Origin of the sequence: Cobetia sp. UCD-24C (genome assembly GCF_001306765.1) — a bacterium.
GTDB classification, from domain to species: domain Bacteria; phylum Pseudomonadota; class Gammaproteobacteria; order Pseudomonadales; family Halomonadaceae; genus Cobetia; species Cobetia amphilecti.
In genome coordinates, this window is the sequence record NZ_LJTD01000001.1 from 285,182 (window position 1) to 302,328 (window position 17,147).

16 protein-coding genes and 1 tRNA gene are annotated in these 17,147 nt (G+C 64.2%); 8 read left to right on the forward strand and 9 right to left on the reverse strand.

All coding sequences use genetic code 11. The annotated features are described in order from the left end of the window. Positions 1-116: 116 nt before the first annotated feature. The gene (locus AOG28_RS01210; protein ID WP_082388123.1) at positions 117-1,214 is read right to left on the reverse strand and encodes a serine/threonine protein kinase; all 1,098 of its coding nucleotides are present in this window, start codon (positions 1,212-1,214) and stop codon (positions 117-119) included. Between the two features lie 182 nt (positions 1,215-1,396). Then, positions 1,397-2,014, reverse strand: coding sequence for a ComF family protein (locus AOG28_RS01215; RefSeq protein ID WP_152965302.1), 618 nt, complete (start codon positions 2,012-2,014; stop codon positions 1,397-1,399). A 420-nt stretch (positions 2,015-2,434) separates the two neighbouring features. Between AOG28_RS01215 and bioB the strand changes: the two genes are divergently transcribed. The 6 genes from bioB (at position 2,435) to AOG28_RS01245 (ending at position 7,695) form a co-directional block, all read left to right on the forward strand. Further along, positions 2,435-3,613, forward strand: a complete 1,179-nt coding sequence (bioB, locus tag AOG28_RS01220) for a biotin synthase BioB (RefSeq protein ID WP_082388159.1) — start codon at positions 2,435-2,437, stop codon at positions 3,611-3,613. A 6-nt stretch (positions 3,614-3,619) separates the two neighbouring features. After that, the gene (locus AOG28_RS01225; protein WP_442854939.1) at positions 3,620-4,981 is read left to right on the forward strand and encodes an aminotransferase class I/II-fold pyridoxal phosphate-dependent enzyme; all 1,362 of its coding nucleotides are present in this window, start codon (positions 3,620-3,622) and stop codon (positions 4,979-4,981) included. Next, complete coding sequence (locus tag AOG28_RS01230; RefSeq protein ID WP_054555048.1) at positions 4,978-5,808, forward strand: alpha/beta fold hydrolase; 831 nt, start codon at positions 4,978-4,980, stop codon at positions 5,806-5,808. The genes AOG28_RS01225 and AOG28_RS01230 overlap by 4 nt, the downstream gene beginning before the upstream one ends. A gap of 1 nt (position 5,809) precedes the next feature. Further along, on the forward strand, positions 5,810-6,664 hold the full coding sequence (locus AOG28_RS01235) for a methyltransferase domain-containing protein (protein ID WP_235506908.1): 855 nt from the start codon (positions 5,810-5,812) through the stop codon (positions 6,662-6,664). A gap of 58 nt (positions 6,665-6,722) precedes the next feature. Then, positions 6,723-7,511: a dethiobiotin synthase gene (bioD, locus tag AOG28_RS01240; RefSeq protein ID WP_082388124.1), complete on the forward strand. Its 789-nt coding sequence runs from the start codon at positions 6,723-6,725 to the stop codon at positions 7,509-7,511. Positions 7,512-7,610: 99 nt separating this feature from the next. Further along, positions 7,611-7,695: transfer RNA gene (locus AOG28_RS01245), tRNA-Leu, on the forward strand. Between the two features lie 271 nt (positions 7,696-7,966). On the opposite strand, the gene AOG28_RS01250 is transcribed toward AOG28_RS01245, so the two are convergent. Next, positions 7,967-8,338, reverse strand: a complete 372-nt coding sequence (locus tag AOG28_RS01250; protein WP_043332422.1) for a hypothetical protein — start codon at positions 8,336-8,338, stop codon at positions 7,967-7,969. A gap of 134 nt (positions 8,339-8,472) precedes the next feature. After that, the gene (locus AOG28_RS01255; RefSeq protein WP_318527676.1) at positions 8,473-8,859 is read right to left on the reverse strand and encodes a YnfA family protein; all 387 of its coding nucleotides are present in this window, start codon (positions 8,857-8,859) and stop codon (positions 8,473-8,475) included. Between the two features lie 171 nt (positions 8,860-9,030). Between AOG28_RS01255 and AOG28_RS01260 the strand changes: the two genes are divergently transcribed. Beyond that, positions 9,031-9,483, forward strand: coding sequence for a hypothetical protein (locus AOG28_RS01260; protein WP_054555049.1), 453 nt, complete (start codon positions 9,031-9,033; stop codon positions 9,481-9,483). Positions 9,484-9,704: 221 nt separating this feature from the next. Then, positions 9,705-10,226 carry an Mpo1 family 2-hydroxy fatty acid dioxygenase gene (locus AOG28_RS01265; protein ID WP_054555050.1) on the forward strand — a complete coding sequence of 174 codons (522 nt, stop codon included), beginning with the start codon at positions 9,705-9,707 and terminating at the stop codon, positions 10,224-10,226. 155 nt (positions 10,227-10,381) lie between these two features. Here the strand turns inward: AOG28_RS01265 and AOG28_RS01270 are convergent, their stop codons facing one another. From AOG28_RS01270 to AOG28_RS01290, 5 genes are all read right to left on the reverse strand, one after another. Beyond that, positions 10,382-12,211 carry an acyl-CoA dehydrogenase C-terminal domain-containing protein gene (locus tag AOG28_RS01270; protein WP_054555051.1) on the reverse strand — a complete coding sequence of 610 codons (1,830 nt, stop codon included), beginning with the start codon at positions 12,209-12,211 and terminating at the stop codon, positions 10,382-10,384. Positions 12,212-12,534: 323 nt separating this feature from the next. Next, on the reverse strand, positions 12,535-13,740 hold the full coding sequence (gene cobA, locus AOG28_RS01275; protein ID WP_054555052.1) for a uroporphyrinogen-III C-methyltransferase: 1,206 nt from the start codon (positions 13,738-13,740) through the stop codon (positions 12,535-12,537). 248 nt (positions 13,741-13,988) lie between these two features. Beyond that, positions 13,989-15,266, reverse strand: coding sequence for a serine--tRNA ligase (gene serS, locus AOG28_RS01280; RefSeq protein ID WP_054555053.1), 1,278 nt, complete (start codon positions 15,264-15,266; stop codon positions 13,989-13,991). A 131-nt stretch (positions 15,267-15,397) separates the two neighbouring features. Further along, positions 15,398-15,775, reverse strand: a complete 378-nt coding sequence (gene crcB / locus AOG28_RS01285; RefSeq protein WP_054555054.1) for a fluoride efflux transporter CrcB — start codon at positions 15,773-15,775, stop codon at positions 15,398-15,400. 254 nt (positions 15,776-16,029) lie between these two features. Beyond that, positions 16,030-16,914, reverse strand: a complete 885-nt coding sequence (locus tag AOG28_RS01290; protein ID WP_054555055.1) for a hypothetical protein — start codon at positions 16,912-16,914, stop codon at positions 16,030-16,032. Between the last annotated feature and the right edge of the window lie 233 nt (positions 16,915-17,147).

Below are 17,147 nucleotides of genomic sequence, written 5' to 3' on the forward strand. Positions count from 1 at the left end.
CACTCACTTCGCCAAAGGGGCTCAGGCCTCGCGGCGACCTTCAGGTCATGTCACGACTGCCAGCTCATGTCGCGACTACCAGCTCATGTCACGACTGCTAGGCCATGTCGCGATCGCTAGGCCAGCCAACGCGGCGCAGACAGCGCGACGCGCTGCTGTTCCAGGCTGCGAATGTGGTCGTCCCAGTAGCCCAGGCTCGCCACGTGCGAGAAGGCCTGCGGGAAGGCGGGGTCCGACCAGCGCCGCACCACCCAGGCGCTGTGACGCACCATGCGCAGTGTGCGCAGCGTCTCGATCCACTTGAGCTCGCTGCGATTGAACTCACAATGCTGCTCGTAGCCCTCCAGCACTTCGGACAGCTGCATGTGCAGCTCCGGGTCGCTCTGACCGGTCAACAGCATCCACAGGTCCTGCACCGCCGGGGCGCTCAGGCAGTCATCGAAGTCGACCAGCGCGAAGCTGTCATCGCGCCCCAGCATGTTGCCGATGTGGCAGTCGCCGTGGGTACGAATCAGGGCGCTTTCCGGCCAGCTCTGCTCCGCGACCAACGGGCGCAGCGCCTCAATGACACGCTGGTAGCTGTCGCGCTGGCGCTCACTCAGCCAGTCGGAGGCCAGCACGCTGGCGCAGCTCTCTTCGAGAATCCGCAGCGGCGAGAGCGTCTCCCGCTCGCGAAACGCGCTCTTGCGCCCCACCGCGTGCACGCGGCCGATCAGCTCACCCAGCTGATAGAGGTGCTCGGCAGATTCAAGCTCCGGGGCACGCCCCACCACATGCGGGAAGAGGGCGAAGTCGAAGCCCTCGAATCGATGCAGCGTCTCGCCGGCCTCGTTCGCCCACGCGGGCGCCCCCGGGACACCGGCCTCATCCAGCTCGGCCAGGAAGGCGTGCTCCTCGAGAATCTGGGCACGGCTCCAGCGCTCGGGGCGATAGAACTTGGCCACCCAGCGGCGTCGGTCATCATCGGCGAGATGGTAGACACGATTCTCGTAACTGTTCAGCGCGAACGGCTCGCCGGGCAACCAGAAGCCCAGCGATTCGACAGCGGCCACGACACGGTCCGGCGCGAGAGCATCGAAGGGATGAAAACGCGTGTCTCCATGGCCCCCTGGCGCGGATGTCGTCGACCAGGTGTTGCCATTGGAGCGCGCATCCAACTCGCGCGAGGTGCCGAAAGATTGCGAGTCATCGGGGGAAACAGGATCAATAGGCATGGCAATTCCTCGGGCATGGACCAGCAAACGGCTGCCGGACCTTGCATGCTATGAGATTAGACCCTCTGCACGCCAGTCTTCTCCCTGATTGACCCCTCCTGCCCGCTGAGTTCAACGCCCGTTTCGAGGCTCAGCCCCGGCGGCATGTGTCGGGCAGCTCTACTTCGTGTCGCGTTTGCGGGTCACAGCGCCCCGCGCAAGGCCAGGGGAGTCCGCGCCAGCACGCAGGCATCGACCTCACGGGCACCGGCTCGCAGGCAGGCCTGAGCAAGACTGTCGAGCGTCGCACCGCTGGTCATGACGTCATCGATCAGCAGCACGTGCTCCGGCAAGAGGCCGTCAATGTCATAACGCCCACGCTGGGCCTTCAGACGCCCGCGCCTATCCCGCAGGCGCTGATCCGGCGCCGCCCTGGCCACCGCGACTGACGCCTCGTGCGGCATGCGCTTGCCGCGCACCCGCGCCATATCCCGCGGATGGCCAGCAATGGCGGGGCTCAGCCCGCGACACAGTTCCGCCAGCGCATCATGGCCGCGCTGGCGACGACGACAGGCATCTGCCGGTACCAGCAGCACTGCGCCGTGAGGATGCGCCTGGCGCCACTCGCGGCAGAAGTGCGCCAGCTCCCGCTGCATGAGCTGGCGCAACAGTCGCCCGGCGCGGCGCTGATGCTGATGCTGGTCCTTGTAGCGCTGGAACAGTCCCGCCAGCAACCCTTCATACCGCAGCGGCGCAAAGCAGCGTGCAAAGGCAGGCGGTGACGACAGGCACCGCGCACAGGCCTGCTGACTCAAGGCCAATGAGGCGACAGGCTCAGCACAACGCGGACAGGCATGCTGATTGCGCGCGATTCTCGCCTCGCAGGCGTCGCACCACTCGCGGCGCGATGACAGCTCTCGCTCATGACGCGAGCGAGTCGCTAGAGAGGAAAATGAAGGGGGAGGTGAAACTGAAGCGCTCTGCCGTTCGGTCGCGCCGGGCATGGCTGTCGTCAGCTGACGCTGACAGAAGGCGCAGGGTCGCGACAGCTGCCAGTGGTCAACCAGCAGAGTTCTCATCGTTGACAGCGCCCGCGGAAACTCTATCATCTCAGTTAACCTGACCTTATTCGATGCGTTGACTGGCCACTTGCCAGCTCGGCTGCCGACTCCCGGACTCACCCACGGATGAACGGCTCAGCGCGCTCTCGCTCTGCCCGCCTGATGAAGGACCCCAAGCTCATGACCGTAGAAGCCTCCCGCGTGACCACACAAGCCACGAATATCCCTGCGCCTACTGATGACAGCGTGGTACGCCATGACTGGAGCGTCTCGGAAATCGAGGCGCTGTTCGCCCTGCCCTTCAATGACCTGCTGTTCCGTGCCCAGCAGGTGCACCGCCAGCACTTCGACCCGAATGCGGTGCAGGTCTCCACCCTGCTGTCGATCAAGACCGGCGCCTGCCCGGAAGACTGCAAGTACTGCCCGCAGTCCGGCCACTACAACACCGGCCTTGGCAAGGAAAAGCTGATGGAGATTGAGAAGGTGGTCGAGCAGGCGCGTGCCGCCAAGGACGCCGGCGCCAGCCGCTTCTGCATGGGCGCGGCCTGGAAGAGCCCGCGTGAGCGTGACCTCGAAGTGGTCACCGAGATGGTGCGTCAGGTGAAGTCGCTGGGGCTCGAGACCTGCATGACGCTGGGCATGGTCGATACCGATCAGGCCAGGAAACTCGCGGATGCCGGCCTCGACTACTACAACCACAATCTGGATACCTCACCGGAGTACTACGGCGAGATCATCACCACGCGCAGCTACAGCGAGCGCCTGGATACCTTGGCCAGCGTGCGCGAAGCCGGCATGAAGGTGTGCTCCGGCGGCATCCTCGGCATGGGCGAGACCACCACCGACCGCGCCGGCCTGCTGCGTCAGCTGGCCAATCTGGAGCCGCAGCCGGAATCGGTGCCGATCAACATGCTGGTCAAGGTGGCGGGCACGCCGCTGGAAAATGTCGATGACCTCGATCCCATCGAGTTCATCCGCGCCATCGCCGTGGCGCGCATCATGATGCCGAAGAGTCACGTGCGCCTGTCCGCCGGCCGCGAGCAGATGGACGATTCCACCCAGGCACTGGCCTTCCTCGCCGGCGCCAACTCCATCTTCTATGGCGAGCGTCTGCTGACCACCGGCAACCCGCAGGCCAACCGTGACCGCGAGCTGTTCGAGCGCCTCGGTCTGCACCCGGAGACCCGCCAGGAAGTCGCCAGCGACGAAGTGCGTGAAGCCGCCCTGAAGGCCGCCATGGAAGAACAGGCACGTGCCAATGTCGAGGGCAGCCTGTTCTATGACGCCACGCGCGAGGCGACGCCCGCCAGCAGCGAAGGCCAGGTGCGCGAACGCAAGCCCTGCGGCCTGGTGGTCTGATCGCTCGTGGCCACCGATACGCCCGCCAGCGCGCGCTTAAGCCCTCAGTCCAGCGCCAGCTTCACGCATCTGGAGGACCTGCTCACTCAGCGTGAGCAGGTCGGCCGTTATCGCCGGCGCCTGACGCTGGATTCGCCACAGGGCCCCCACGTCAACCTCGCCGGGCAGGAAGCCGGTGCAGGAATGCGCCCGCTGCTCAACTTCACCGCCAACGATTATCTGGGGCTGGCCAACCACCCGGCACTGGTCGAGGCCGGCTGTCGCGCGGCGCGTGAATTCGGTGTCGGCAGCGGCAGCGCTCACCTGGTCAATGGCCACCAGAGCGCTCACCACCAGCTGGAGGCTCGCCTGGCCGAGCTGACCGGGCGGCCACGCGCGCTGCTGTTCTCCACCGGGTTCATGGCCAATCTGGGCGTGATCGATGCGCTGGCGAGTGCCTCGCGCGAGGCCGGTCGCAGCCTCGAGATATTCCATGATCGCCTCAATCACGCCAGCCTCCTCGATGGTGCGCGCCTGGCGTCCTCCGGCACCACTGCCGTGCGCTCGCGTCGCTTCCACCATCGCGATATCGAGGACCTCGAACGCCAGCTGGCGCGCTCCCGGGCCGACGACAAGCTGGTGATCAGCGATGGCGTGTTCAGCATGGATGGCGACTGCGCCTATATCGCGGGCCTGAGCCAGGCCTGCGCCCGGCATGGCGCCTGGCTGATGATCGATGATGCCCATGGGCTGGGCGTGCTGGGCGAGCATGGCGAAGGGCTGGTCGGGCGCGATACCCCACTGGCTGACGTGCCGGTATTGATCGGCACCCTGGGCAAGGCGCTCGGCAGCAGCGGCGCCTTCGTCGCCGGCAGCGATGCGCTGATCGAGAGTCTGATCCAGCTGGCGCGCCCCTACATCTACACCACCGCGCAACCACCGCATGTCGCCGCCGCTACCCTGGCGGCGCTGGAAATCGTCGCGCACGAACCACAGCGCCGTGAGCAATTGCAGGCGCGCGTGCAGCAGTTCCGTGAAGGTTGTACGCATCTGCTGGCGGGCAGTGGGCTCGCGCTCGGGCTGACGCCAGCCGACACGAACATTTCACCCTCTGCCCCGCTGACCCCGATTCAGCCGCTGATTCTGGGCAGCGAGGCGCGGACATTGGCCTGGAGCGCGGCACTGCGCGAGCGTGGCGTGCTGGTCTCGGCCATCCGCCCGCCCACGGTGCCCGCCGGCAGCTCGCGCCTGCGCTTCACCTTCTCCGCCGAGCACACGGCCGAGGATATCGTGGCACTGCTCGAGGCTCTCGAAGCGGTACTGGCAGCGGAAAAGGCCCAGCCCCGCTCGGATTCCCCAACCATCAGCCCAGAAGGAGTCACGCCATGACGCTGACTCGTCTGGTGCTGTTCAGCGGCTGGGGTATCGATGCGCGCATCTGGCAGCCCCTGATCGCCTGCCTCCAAGCACGCCTCGCTCACGCCACCGAGACGAATGATGAGGCAGATGACGGGGCAGATGATCAGGCAAAGAGTCGCCCGCTGGAGATCATCGCGCCGGATTGGCCAGAAGAAGGCCCGCAAGCCGAGTCACGGGCAGGCTCAGAACCGACTGCCTCGCGAGCCTCACTGGGCGGCGCCGATACCCTGTGGCTGGGCTGGTCGCTGGGTGCCCTGCGGGCCGAAGCGCTGGCGAAGAAGCAGGCGCCGGCCGCCCTTGTCTCGCTGGCCATGGGGCCAAGCTTCATCCACCAGGCCCCATCTGAACAGACGATTCCCGCCCTGGCACCAGAAGTGCTGGACACCTTCCGCGCAGCCTTCGCGCGCAACCCCACCGCCAGCTGGCAACATTTTCTACGCTGGCAGGCCAATGGTGAGACCTCTGCGCGTGACTGCCTCAGACAGTTGCGCGAATTGATCGGTCGCCACCCCGTCAGTCGCGAAGCGGTGCTGTCGGCAGGACTGGCGGAACTGGCCAGCCGCCAGATGTCGCTGGCACCTCAATCAGAGTTACCGCTCGAGTTCTGGCTCGGCAAGCAGGACCCGCTACTGGCGCCGGGCCTGAATGCGGCGCTGCGCGCGCAGGGCCAGGTGGTTGCGGAATTCGAGGGTGGCCACTGCCTGCCATTGAGCGCGACCGAGGCGCTTGCCGATGCCCTGCTCACGCGCATGGGCCTCGCCACCCACCACGTCACGCGTATCAGCGAGGAGGCCTGAGATGTCGATTGCCGTCAGCATGCCGCCTGCAGAGCTTGCAACGCCCTCGCTCACGCCTGCCACGAGCCGTCAGCAGGTTGCCCGCGCCTTTGATCGCGGCGCTGCCGACTACCTCACGCTGGCGCAGGCGCAGCACGCCATGGCGGCCACCCTGTTCGCCTCGCTCCCTGAGCGGCTGCCAGCCGATGCCCGTGTGCTCGATCTCGGTTGTGGGCCCGGACATTGGACCCTCGAACTGGCGCAGCGCTACTCTGGGGCTTGCTGCATGGGGTTGGATCTTTCGCTTGAGATGCTGCGTGAAGCCGCACGCCAGACGAGCGAGCTTGCGAGTGGCAGCCCTGAACGCCCGCACTGGCTACGCGCCGATGCCGAACGCCTGCCACTGGCCGATGCGAGTCTGGACCTGGTGTTCTCGAGCCTCGCCGTGCAATGGTGCGATAGCCCTCGGCAATGGCTCGCGGAACTGTCACGCACCTTGAAACCCGGCGCTCGAGCGCACATCAACACCCTGGGGCCCGGCACCCTCAAGGAAGTACGCCATGCCTGGCAGCGCGCGGATGATTCCGTGCGTCACTTCCCCAGCGCCGCCCATCTTGCACGCCATGCAGAAGCCGCCGGATTGCGCTGCCACTGGCAGTTACGCCCGCGGATATTTCACTATCCCGATGTCGCCGCGGTCATGGCCTCGATCAAGGGCATCGGGGCACAGATCGCCACTGGCCGGCGCCTGACACGCGCCGAGGTGCAGCAGGCCAAGGCGCGACATGAAACGTTGCGTACTGCGAAGGGATTGCCTGTAAGCTATCAAGTCATTGAACTTGTGCTCGAAAAACCGTTCAGAATTGCGTACGGATAACACTGATACTTTGCTTGAAGGCAATTACCTGCCTCGCTCGGATACAATGAAAATTGATATGAAAACCGCGGACAGCTCGTCACGGGACACTGCTCCGCCTGCGCGAGCCGAACATGGCATCGCCGCCTTCGTGACCGGCACCGATACCGAAATCGGCAAGACCTTCATCGCCAGTGCCCTGCTGGCACGTGCTCGCCTGCGCGGCCTGACCACGCTGGGCCTCAAGCCCGTGGCCTCTGACTGCTTCGAGAATCACGATGGTCTGGTCAACGCCGACGCCCTGTCATTGCAGGCGCAGTGCGAACCGGAAGCGGATTACGAAAGCATCAACCCCTGGCGCTTCGCGCCGGCCATCGCGCCGCACATTGCCGCGCGTCAGGTGGGCGTCAATCTCGAGGTGGCGAAAATCGCGGCGCATGTGCGGGGCCAGCAGACAAGCGCACCGCGCGACCTGCTGCTGGTGGAAGGCGCTGGCGGCTGGCGGGTACCGCTGAATGACGATGAGGATTTCTCGGACCTGGCCATCGAGCTGGGCTTGCCGGTGATTCTGGTCGTCGGGCTGCGCCTGGGCTGCATCAATCATGCGCGCCTGACGCTTGAGGCCATCGAACGCGATGGGTTGGAGATCGCCGGCTACGTCATCAACCATCTGGAAGCGGATATCGAGGTCAGCGAAGACAACATGGCGACGTTGTCACGCACGCTGCGGGCCCCCTGCCTAGGCGTCGTGCCGTGGATGTGCGATGAAGATCTCTCCAATACACGCCACGCCGCCGAGCGCGCCGCCAGCTATCTGCAACTGCCCTGCGGGCTGGAATCACGCAGCGTGCATGTCATACAGGAGTGAGGCACTGAAGGCGCAGCGCAAGGCGGGGAATTTCAGGGGATAATCGACACAAGCGATTGACTTGAAAGGCATCACAGGTAAAATGCAGCCCTGCTTCTCGCGGAAGTGGTGGAATTGGTAGACACGCCAGATTTAGGTTCTGGTGCCGCAAGGTGTGGGGGTTCGAGTCCCCCCTTCCGCACCATCAGCATACTCTGCTGATGCTCCCCAGCTGCCTCGCGCAGTCAGCAAGTCCTCCCGCTTTTGTCTGTCGTGCATGCGTCGTGTCATCTGATGCCTTCTGCACCCATCATCATCGTCAGTGCCTTCCCGTTGGTTGCTATACCCGTTTCACGCCCGCGCTCTGCATTACTCTGCTTTGCAAACAACCTGCTCGACGCTCTCCTGCTCTGCGTTCCTCTGCTTTGCGACCCTCGGTCGATCTGCGGTGCGGCATTCGCGCGTCTGGACGAACCTCAGCGTCGTCTTAGGCTGTCCTGCAGATTGGCCAGGCTGACACGCGCCTGATCCAGCAACAGCTGGCGCTCTTCACGGTCATGATGCGCGGCATGCGCCGCGGCGAGCTGCAGGTTCACGTATTCGATCCCGCTGGTAAAGCGATAGAACTCGCGACGCGAGGCCACCTGGCGAAAGGCGTCGAGCAGCGAGGGATCAAGTGCCAGCCGCTCACCACGCGCAACGTCTGGCTCCGCCTCCACCAATGCCGATAGCAGTGGTTGCACGGCCTGATTCCATTCCTCTCTGCGCGGCCGCCAGCGACCGAGCCAGAAGCCGATGAAACCGCCGATGCCAAGGCCGCCCAGCCCCCATAACCATTCCCACTGCATGCTGGTGCCTCATTGCGTCAGATCGAATCCCGAGGGTCATTGCCTCATCTTGGCGCAGTATACCCAACAATGAGCGCTCTCATGCTCAACGCCCGACATATTTAATAAAATACTAATAAACAAGACATCTGCGCTCATTGCGCACGAGCGCCCAGCACGATGATGGCACTGCCCGCCAGGCAGACTAGTGTCCCCAGCAAGTCCCAGCGACTGGGCAACTGCTGCTCGACCAGCCACAGCCAGGCCACTGACGCGGCGATATAGACACCGCCATAGACGGCAAAGGCGCGCCCGGCGTGACTGACGTCGACCAGTGAAAGCAGCCAGGCGAACAGCGCCAGGCTGAGCATGCCGGGAATCAGCCAACCGGGGCTGCGCTCCAGTTTCCACCAGGCCCAGAAACTGAAGCAGCCGGCGATCTCGGCGAGCGCCGCCAGCGGATATATCCAGAGAATCGACATCGATGAGTCTCGCGTGAGGTTGGCAGCCCTGGGTGACAGCGCCATGAAAGTTGTCGGCATCAGACGACTCCCGCACCCCGTCAAAAGCCGCTAGGATTAATTAGCGGACAATCCATGGACAATCACGGCCGATGGATTCCCTGTCCGTCTCTCCGTATTGACTAAGCCAGGATTGGCGCCGTCTTGCTGCGCATGATATCGCGCAGTGACTCGATAACAAGGAACCCCACGATGACTCGGCAACGACTGATCATCAACCGCCTGGATGCTGACCGCCTCCAGCGCCTGATCGACGCTCAGCAACACGATGATGAGCTGTCCCTTCGCCTCGAAAGCCGCCTGGTCCAGGCAGAGATCGTGCCCCCCGATGACTTCCCCGAAGACCGCGTCAGCATGCGCAGCCGCCTACGTCTCAAGGGGTCGCGCTCCGGCGATAGCGAGCTGACACTGCACTACCCTACCCCGGAGGATGGTGAGTGCATGTCGCTGCGCAGCCACCTGCCGCAACCCGAAGAGCAAGAGACCTCACTGGCGCTGTGCATCATGTCACCACTGGGCATCGCGCTGCTGGGAATGGCGGTCGGCGAGCAGATCACGCTGCCCCGGGAAGATGGCCAGAGTGACGTCATTCGTCTGGAAGCCATCCTGCATCAGCCGGAAGCCTGCGGTCAGTTCCATCTCTGAAGGGCCAGGGCCACTTGATTCACGCCTGAAAAGTGCCGGGTTCGTCAGTCAGCCCTGTGCTGACACAGGCTGTCCGCGTGGCAATACGCTACGCTGACAGGAGCCAGCAGGGTTGCCGGGCCCTGCTGGCTCACGCCATTGCTCCTTGACATAACACGCCATCGATCCCGCTGCGCACCTGCGCATGCGGGCGTTTTCAATGTCTGTCTGGAGAATGTCTCATGGGTATATTATCGCACCCTCATGTCAAGACAGCCGCTCACCGGCGTCTGCATGAAGCACTCGAGCACTACGCGGCCAGTCATCAGCATCGTGAGAACATCCGCATGCATCTTGTCTGCGTGCCTGTCATCTTCACTGCCAGCTTGATCCTGCTGTGGAGATTGCTCGGGGGGCAGGGGCTATCGAGTGAACCGGGGCTGGGTGTGTGGATGCTGCCCGGTGGCGTGGTCACCCTGGCGGTCCTGGCCGTCTATGCGCGCTTCTCCCTCAGGGTACTTGGCGTGATGGCCGTCTGGGCCCTGGCAAGCCTGGCGCTGATGTTCGTGATGCTCGGGCTCAACTGGCCGGTGACACCGATGATGCTGGCAGCCTTCGTGGTCGCCTGGGTCGGTCAGGTCGTCGGCCATCGTATCGAGGGCCGCAAACCGGCCTTCCTCGATGATCTGCGTCAGCTGCTCATCGGTCCACTGTTCGTGCTGGTCGAGCTGTTCCCCGCCATGCGTGACTGGTTGCTGAAGTAGGATGAGCCGACCGAGCGGTCATGAGCGGCCAGTAGGCATGCAAGCTTGCCGACACGACCCGATGGACAGGGATTCCGACAACACAAAAAGCCCAGCGACCTGACACGGTCGCTGGGCTTTTCATATGACGCTACTGATGGTCACGGTGTCTTGCGTCATTGCTCCGGCGCGAAATCCTCGAGACTGAAGGCCATCAATGGCGCTGCGCCAGCACTGATCTGGGCTTCCAGAGCGACGGCGCGCGGCAGCACGCGTGCCACGAAGTACTCCCCGAGCGCCAGCTTGCGGCGATAGAAGGCCTCACCGCTGGCACCTGCTTGCGCCAGTCCATGCGCCGCAGCTCGCGCCATGCGCAGCCACAGATAGCTGTAGACACACAGCCCTGCCAGGTTGAGGTAGTCACAGGCCGCCGCGCCCAGCTCTTCCGGGTTGTCATCGGCGCGGGCCAGCAACTGCTCCGACACTCGCTCCAGGCGCTCAAGCTCCGTCTTGCAGGCCTCGGCGAATGGGCGGGTCTGGGCGTCGTCGGCCTGACGCTCAAGCTCGGCTCGCACCAGGGCGGCAAAGCTCGCCACATGGGCACCACGATTGCGGTAGAGCTTGCGCCCGACCAGATCCATCGCCTGAATGCCGTTGGTGCCTTCGTAGATCATCGCGATGCGTGCATCGCGCACGTACTGCTCGGCGCCCCACTCCACGCAGTAGCCATTGCCACCATAGAGCTGCTGCGCCATGACGGTGGCATCGAAGCCACGGTCGGTCAGCAGCGCCTTGGCGATCGGCGTCATGAATTGCACCAGCGCATCCGCATCGGCCTTCACCGCGTCATCGGCGTGATATTTGACGCGGTCCAGCTGCTGGCCCACGAAGACGGCAAAAGCGCGTCCGGTCTCGTTCCAGACGCGCACCTCAAGCGCCATGCGGCGCACGTCAGGATGCACCAGAATCGGGTCGGCCGGCTTGTCGGGCGCCTTGGCGCCTGTCGGTGCCCGGCTCTGCAGGCGCTCGGCGGCGAAATCCATCGCGCTCTGATAGGCCACCTCGCCCAGCCCCAGCCCCTGCAGGCCGATGGAGAGACGCTCGTAGTTCATCATGGTGAACATCGCCGCTAGCCCCTGATGCGGCTCGCCGATCAGCACGCCTTCGGCACCGTCGAAGTTCATCACGCAGGTCGCGCTGCCCTTGATGCCCATCTTGTGTTCGATGGAGCCACAGCTGACCGCATTCGGTGTCGTCAGCTGGCCGTCGGCGTCGAGCAAATACTTGGAGACCAGAAACAGCGAGATGCCGCGTGTGCCCGGCGGCGCATCCGGCAGCTTGGCAAGCACCAGATGCACGATGTTGTCGACCATGTCGTGCTCGCCGCCGGTGATCCAGATCTTGGTGCCGGTGAGGCGATAGCGCGGCAGCCCTAGCAGCAGGTCATCGCCCTCGAGGGGTTCGGCACGGGTGCGAATCAGGCCGAGGTCCGTGCCGCAATGCGGCTCGGTCAGACACATGGTGCCCAGCCAGTCGCCGGCATACATGCGCGGCAGAAACACCTGCTTGACGGACTCCGGCGCATGGCTATCCACCGCCAGACAGGCACCGGCATTCAGTGCCGGATAGAGCGCGAAGCTGGTATTGGTGGCGTAGAGCATCTCTTCAAACGCCACGGTGAGCATCTTGGGCATGCCCTGACCACCGTATTCAGGATTGCCGCCCAGCCCCATCCAGCCGCCTTCGGCGAGCACCCGATAGGCCTCCTTGAAGCCCTTGGGCGTCGTGACGTGGCCATTCTCGAAATGCGCGCCCTCGGCATCACCGCTCAGGTTGAGCGGCAGCAGCTCGGCCTGGGTCACGCGCGCACCTTCCTCGAGAATCGCCTCGGCCAGCTCGACATTCACCTCTTCGGTGGCTGCCATGCCCGCCCATTCCTGCTCGGCGGCGAACACCTCATCGAGAATGAAGCGTGCATCCTTGAGTGGCGCCTGATACTTGGCCATATCACTGTCCTCACTGACTCATGTGCTAAGGGCTTTCGCGAAAGACTTGCCTCTCACCCCGTGATGAACGACGGGCTTCGCTCAGCAGAATTCAAACGATTGCTTTAAACAATAGGCGCAATCAGATGCCACGTCATCTCGACCTTGGCCCAAGAGCCGCCCAGCCATGTGCCAGCACGGTGATCAGGCCAACGATGGTCAGGCCAACGACCACCAGCCCCTCCGTGACCAGCGACACAACGCAAGACGCCGCCCCGGGGTTACCGAGGCGGCGTCTTGTCACTGCTCATGGCGCTGCTTTCAGCGCTTTCGCTAGGGTCGCTCTAGACCGATACCACATTGGCCAGCGGCGTCGGGTGCTTGCCATCTTCCCACCCCAGGCTGCTGTTGGCATTCGGCGAGAACCACTTGAGCGAATCGTGCAGCTTGACCACATCCCCGACTATGATCAACGTCGGCGGCTTGAGGCCCTGACCGGCGATCTGCGCCGGCATGTCCGCCAGCGTTGCCACATGCACACGCTGACGCGCGGTGGTGCCCTGCTCGACCAGCGCGATCGGCGTGGACGCCGCCAGACCATTGGCGATCAACTGCTCGCAGATCAGCCCCAGGCTGCCGAGCCCCATGTAGAAGACCAGTGTCTGGGCCGGACGCGCCAGCGCCTCCCAATCCAGGTCACAGCTGCCATCCTTCAAGTGGCCGGTGACGAAGCGCACCGACTGGGCGTGGTCGCGATGGGTCAGCGGGATACCCGCGTAAGCCGCGCAACCGGAAGCCGCCGTGATGCCCGGCACGACCTCGAAGCTGATGCCGGCGCCGGCCAGGGTCTCGAGCTCTTCCCCGCCGCGCCCGAAGATGAAGGCGTCACCGCCCTTCAAGCGCACCACGCGATGCCCGGCGCGGGCGTAATCCACCAGCGCCTGATTGATGCCTTCCTGGGGCACGCTGTGATCGCTGCGCGCCTTGCCGACATACAGGCGACGCGCCTCCGGATTGGCCAGCGCCAGAATCTCGTGACTGACCAGGCGATCATGAATGATGACATCGGCCTGCTGCAGATGGCGCAGCGCCTTGAGCGTCAGCAGCTCCGGATCACCCGGCCCCGCGCTGACCAACGCCACCTGGCCCTGCGTGCCCGTGAAGCGGTCCTCCTCCTTCACGGGCAATACCGCCTCGCCGGCCACCAGACGCGGCGGCAGGCGCACGCTGGAGTCCCGGGGGTGGCTCGGCGCGAACACCATCACGTGCTGCTCGCGCGCATGACGCAGGATGCCGCGATCGCGCCCTTCGCTGCCGGTGGCGACCAGCCATAGCTGGCCGGGGGCCGGCACGGGCAACAGGGTATCGGCAACCTCCCAACCTTCACGACCACACAGGGTCTCCAGCATCGGCATGCGGGCATCGCCGTAGACACACAGGTCTGCACCGAGGCCGGCAAAACGCTCGGCCAGCGCGACAGCCTCCTGGCCGCCACCGATCAGGCACAGCTGGAGTCGTGAGGGGTCACAGGAGAGATTGAGAAATTCCATGGGGCACATCCACAAACGCGGCGAGGCTGGGGAGCAGCCTTCGATGGGTCGCATTTTAGAGCATAAGAACCACTCTCTAAAATAACCAATAAGAATAACAACCCTGATGCTACGTTGTAGTCGCGCAGAGGGAATAACGAGTGGTGCGATCGGGCAAGGCTTCTGTCTCCGCGATAAACGAAGGCCCCCGCTTCCATGGGAAAGCGGGGGCCTTAACTACGCGAATCCACTACGGCGATTCACGCACTTCAGACGTTGATGGTTTCCACACCACCCATGTAGCCACGCAACGCCTGCGGCACAGTGATGGAGCCATCGGCGTTTTGATGGTTTTCCAGCACGGCGACCAGACAGCGGCCCACGGCCAGACCGGACCCATTCAGGGTATGCACCAGCTGCGGCTTCTTCTGGCCTTCGACACGCACACGCGCCTGCATGCGGCGCGCCTGGAAGTCACGGCAGTTGGAGATGGAGGAGATCTCGCGGTAGGTCGCCTGGCTCGGCAGCCAGACTTCCAGGTCATAGGTCTTGGCGGCGGCAAAGCCCATGTCGCCGGTGCACAGGGTCACGGCACGGTACGGCAGTTCCAGCGCCTGCAGGATGGCTTCGGCGTGGCCGCGCATCTCTTCGAGGGCTTCGTCGCTCTTCTCCGCCGCGACGACCTGTACCATCTCGACCTTGTCGAACTGGTGCTGGCGAATCATGCCGCGGGTATCACGACCATAGGCACCGGCTTCACTGCGGAAGCACGGGGTATGGGCGGTGAACTTGAGCGGCAGACTGCCGGCGTCGATGATCTCGTCGCGCACCATGTTGGTCAGCGGCACTTCGGCGGTCGGGATCAGGAAGAAATCTCGATCATCGTTGAGCTTGAACAGGTCTTCCTCGAACTTGGGCAGCTGGCTGGTACCCATCAGGGAATCACGGTTGACGATATAGGGTACGTAATATTCTTCGTAGCCATGCTCCAGCGTCTGCTTGTCGAGCATGAACTGCACCAGCGCACGGTGCAGACGCGCGATGGAGCCATGCATCACGGCGAAGCGTGAACCGGTGATCTTGACCGCCAGCTCGAAGTCCAGCTGGCCCTTGAGCTCACCGAGGTCGACGTGGTCGCGCACGTCAAAATCGAATTCACGCGGCGTGCCCCAGCGGTGCAGCTCGACGTTGTCGCTTTCTTCAGCGCCTTCCGGCACTTCGGCGTCCGGCAGGTTCGGCAGGCTGGCCGCCATGGCGTCGGCCTTGGCCTGCAGCTCATTGAGCTCGGACTTGGCGGCATCGAGACGCTCGCCCAGATCACTGACTTCTGCCAGCAGCGGCGCAATGTCTTCTCCACGTGCCTTGGCATTACCGATGGACTTGGAGCGGGTGTTGCGCTCGTTCTGCAGGGATTCCGTCTCGACCTGCAGGTCACGGCGGCGCGCTTCCAGCGCGGCAAAGGCTTCGGTATCCAGCTGATAGCCACGACGTGCGAGGCGCTCGGCAGTCGCTTCAAGATCAGCGCGCAGAAGTTTCGGGTCCAGCATGTGGGAAGGCTCTCTCGTCGGATCACTCAGGCCGCATCGCGGCGCGGAAAGGTTATGCGCACTAGTCTACCTCAGCCATGCCCTGCTTCGCAGCCGCCCAGGCGACAGGAGGGCGCGCCCGGGCACGAGAATCACAGCAGGACGCGTGCGATCTTCATGCCCAGCGCGACCATGCCAAGACACGCCACCACACTGACGGCGACATAGACCAGCCCCGCGAGCATGCGTCCGCTCATCATCAGATTGAGCGCCTCGAGGGCAAAGGTGGAGAAGGTGGTGAATGCACCGGTGAAGCCAGCCACCATGATCGCCTGCCAGACGGGGGCCAGCTTGAGCTCCTGGGTCACCCAGATGAACAGGAACCCCATCAGGCAGCTGCCGATCAGATTGACCCCGAGGGTCCCCCACGGGAAACCACGCCCGGCGGCGCCGACGATCCAGCCACTGACAAGATACCGTCCCAGCGCCCCGATGGCGCCGCCCGCTGCTACTGCCAACCAGGTTCCCATGTGCCTTGTATGCCCCGTGCTCGATTCAATGCGAGTGAGTGCTGCGCTACGCCATGGATCGGCCGCCAGCCACTCTGGCACCCGAGGGTGCCGCCTAGCGCTCCATTGTAGGAAAATCGCCAGCCACGGGGAATCCACGACTCACGAAAGGCAGATTGAACAAAGCACGACACCCGCGATGCGCCTCCTGACCAATGGGCATCGCGGGTGTCTGAGGGTGGCTGAGAGCGGAAGGCATCAGGCGGAAGAGCGACTCATTCACTGCCGGGTGACGCACTGCCCTGCTCGATCTCCGCGCGCAATTGCTCCAGCACATGCTGCCATTGGCGGTGTGCGCCCTCCTTGCCCCCCAGCTGCTCCAGGCCGCGTGCCGTCCAGGTGCCGGGGGTGCCGATACGCGAGGCAAGCTCGCCGGGCGGGGTATCGGGGTGGGCTTCCATCAAGGCCAGCGCATCGCGCAACTGCGCCATCAGCAACAGGCGCGCCTGGGGGCCGCTCATGCCGGGCACCGTCTGGAACCAGTCGAGCAACGCCTGCTGCTGCGCCATCTGCCAGGCATTCACGCAGACCGCCAGCATGCTGGCCTCGAAGGCCGCTTCATCATCGAAGGCGATGATCTGCCGGACCGCCGGCCCGAGCAGGTCGCGCGTCAGCGGGTCTTCCGGATAGAGCGTGAGGGCGCTCTGCCCTTCACAGACTGCCAGCCCCGTCATCACCCGCACCACTCGCGCCGGCGCGAACCAGCGCTGCAGCTGCTGCAGTGGCACCCCGGCCGCCAGCACCATCAGGTGATGATCCTTGCTCAGTGCGTGGCTTTCACGCAGCTCACTTGCCAGCGCCTCGAGCTGCTCTGGTCGCACCCCGACCAGCATGCACAGGCTCGATTCACATACCGCGACGTTGCTTACGTGGCGGATGGCACCGAAACGCCAGCCCAGACGGTGACTGCGCACGTCGTTGCGCGGCGAGAGGTGGAATTCCAGATCATGCCGCGAGCGGCCTTCGCGCTGACAACCGCGCGCCAACGCGACCAGCAATGACTCCGCCAACTCCCCCACCCCCAGCACTCCCAATCGCGTGGGCGGCTGGCGAGACTCGCGATGACAGGTGGAGGTCGAGGAATAGGTGGACGATGCCATGAGCTAACTCCTGATGACTCAGCGGAAGAGGGAAGACAGCTTCAGGGGAAGAAACGGAGGGGATACGCCATGACGGCCTGCCTTGCGATGGCTGACGGTACCACTGAAGCGGCGACTGGCGTCTGACAATCGCTCGCAGCATGTGCACATCATCCCCCTTGTTGCTTGCATTCGGGCGCTCACGCCTTGATTTGATGACTCCTCACAGCGTAGTCATTCCTCACTCCTTTCAC

What these genes read in the sequence shown, in the direction of transcription:
- AOG28_RS01255 (WP_318527676.1), bottom strand. Translation starts at nt 8,859, where the DNA reads ATGCCGACAACTTTCATGGCGCTGTCACCCAGGGCTGCCAACCTCACG.
- AOG28_RS01270 (WP_054555051.1), bottom strand. Translation starts at nt 12,211, where the DNA reads ATGGCCAAGTATCAGGCGCCACTCAAGGATGCACGCTTCATTCTCGAT.
- AOG28_RS01235 (WP_235506908.1), top strand. Translation starts at nt 5,810, where the DNA reads ATGTCGATTGCCGTCAGCATGCCGCCTGCAGAGCTTGCAACGCCCTCG.
- crcB (WP_054555054.1), bottom strand. Translation starts at nt 15,775, where the DNA reads ATGGGAACCTGGTTGGCAGTAGCAGCGGGCGGCGCCATCGGGGCGCTG.
- AOG28_RS01210 (WP_082388123.1), bottom strand. Translation starts at nt 1,214, where the DNA reads ATGCCTATTGATCCTGTTTCCCCCGATGACTCGCAATCTTTCGGCACC.
- serS (WP_054555053.1), bottom strand. Translation starts at nt 15,266, where the DNA reads ATGCTGGACCCGAAACTTCTGCGCGCTGATCTTGAAGCGACTGCCGAG.
- AOG28_RS01260 (WP_054555049.1), top strand. Translation starts at nt 9,031, where the DNA reads ATGACTCGGCAACGACTGATCATCAACCGCCTGGATGCTGACCGCCTC.
- bioB (WP_082388159.1), top strand. Translation starts at nt 2,435, where the DNA reads ATGACCGTAGAAGCCTCCCGCGTGACCACACAAGCCACGAATATCCCT.
- AOG28_RS01230 (WP_054555048.1), top strand. Translation starts at nt 4,978, where the DNA reads ATGACGCTGACTCGTCTGGTGCTGTTCAGCGGCTGGGGTATCGATGCG.
- bioD (WP_082388124.1), top strand. Translation starts at nt 6,723, where the DNA reads ATGAAAACCGCGGACAGCTCGTCACGGGACACTGCTCCGCCTGCGCGA.
- AOG28_RS01290 (WP_054555055.1), bottom strand. Translation starts at nt 16,914, where the DNA reads ATGGCATCGTCCACCTATTCCTCGACCTCCACCTGTCATCGCGAGTCT.
- AOG28_RS01265 (WP_054555050.1), top strand. Translation starts at nt 9,705, where the DNA reads ATGGGTATATTATCGCACCCTCATGTCAAGACAGCCGCTCACCGGCGT.
- AOG28_RS01250 (WP_043332422.1), bottom strand. Translation starts at nt 8,338, where the DNA reads ATGCAGTGGGAATGGTTATGGGGGCTGGGCGGCCTTGGCATCGGCGGT.
- cobA (WP_054555052.1), bottom strand. Translation starts at nt 13,740, where the DNA reads ATGGAATTTCTCAATCTCTCCTGTGACCCCTCACGACTCCAGCTGTGC.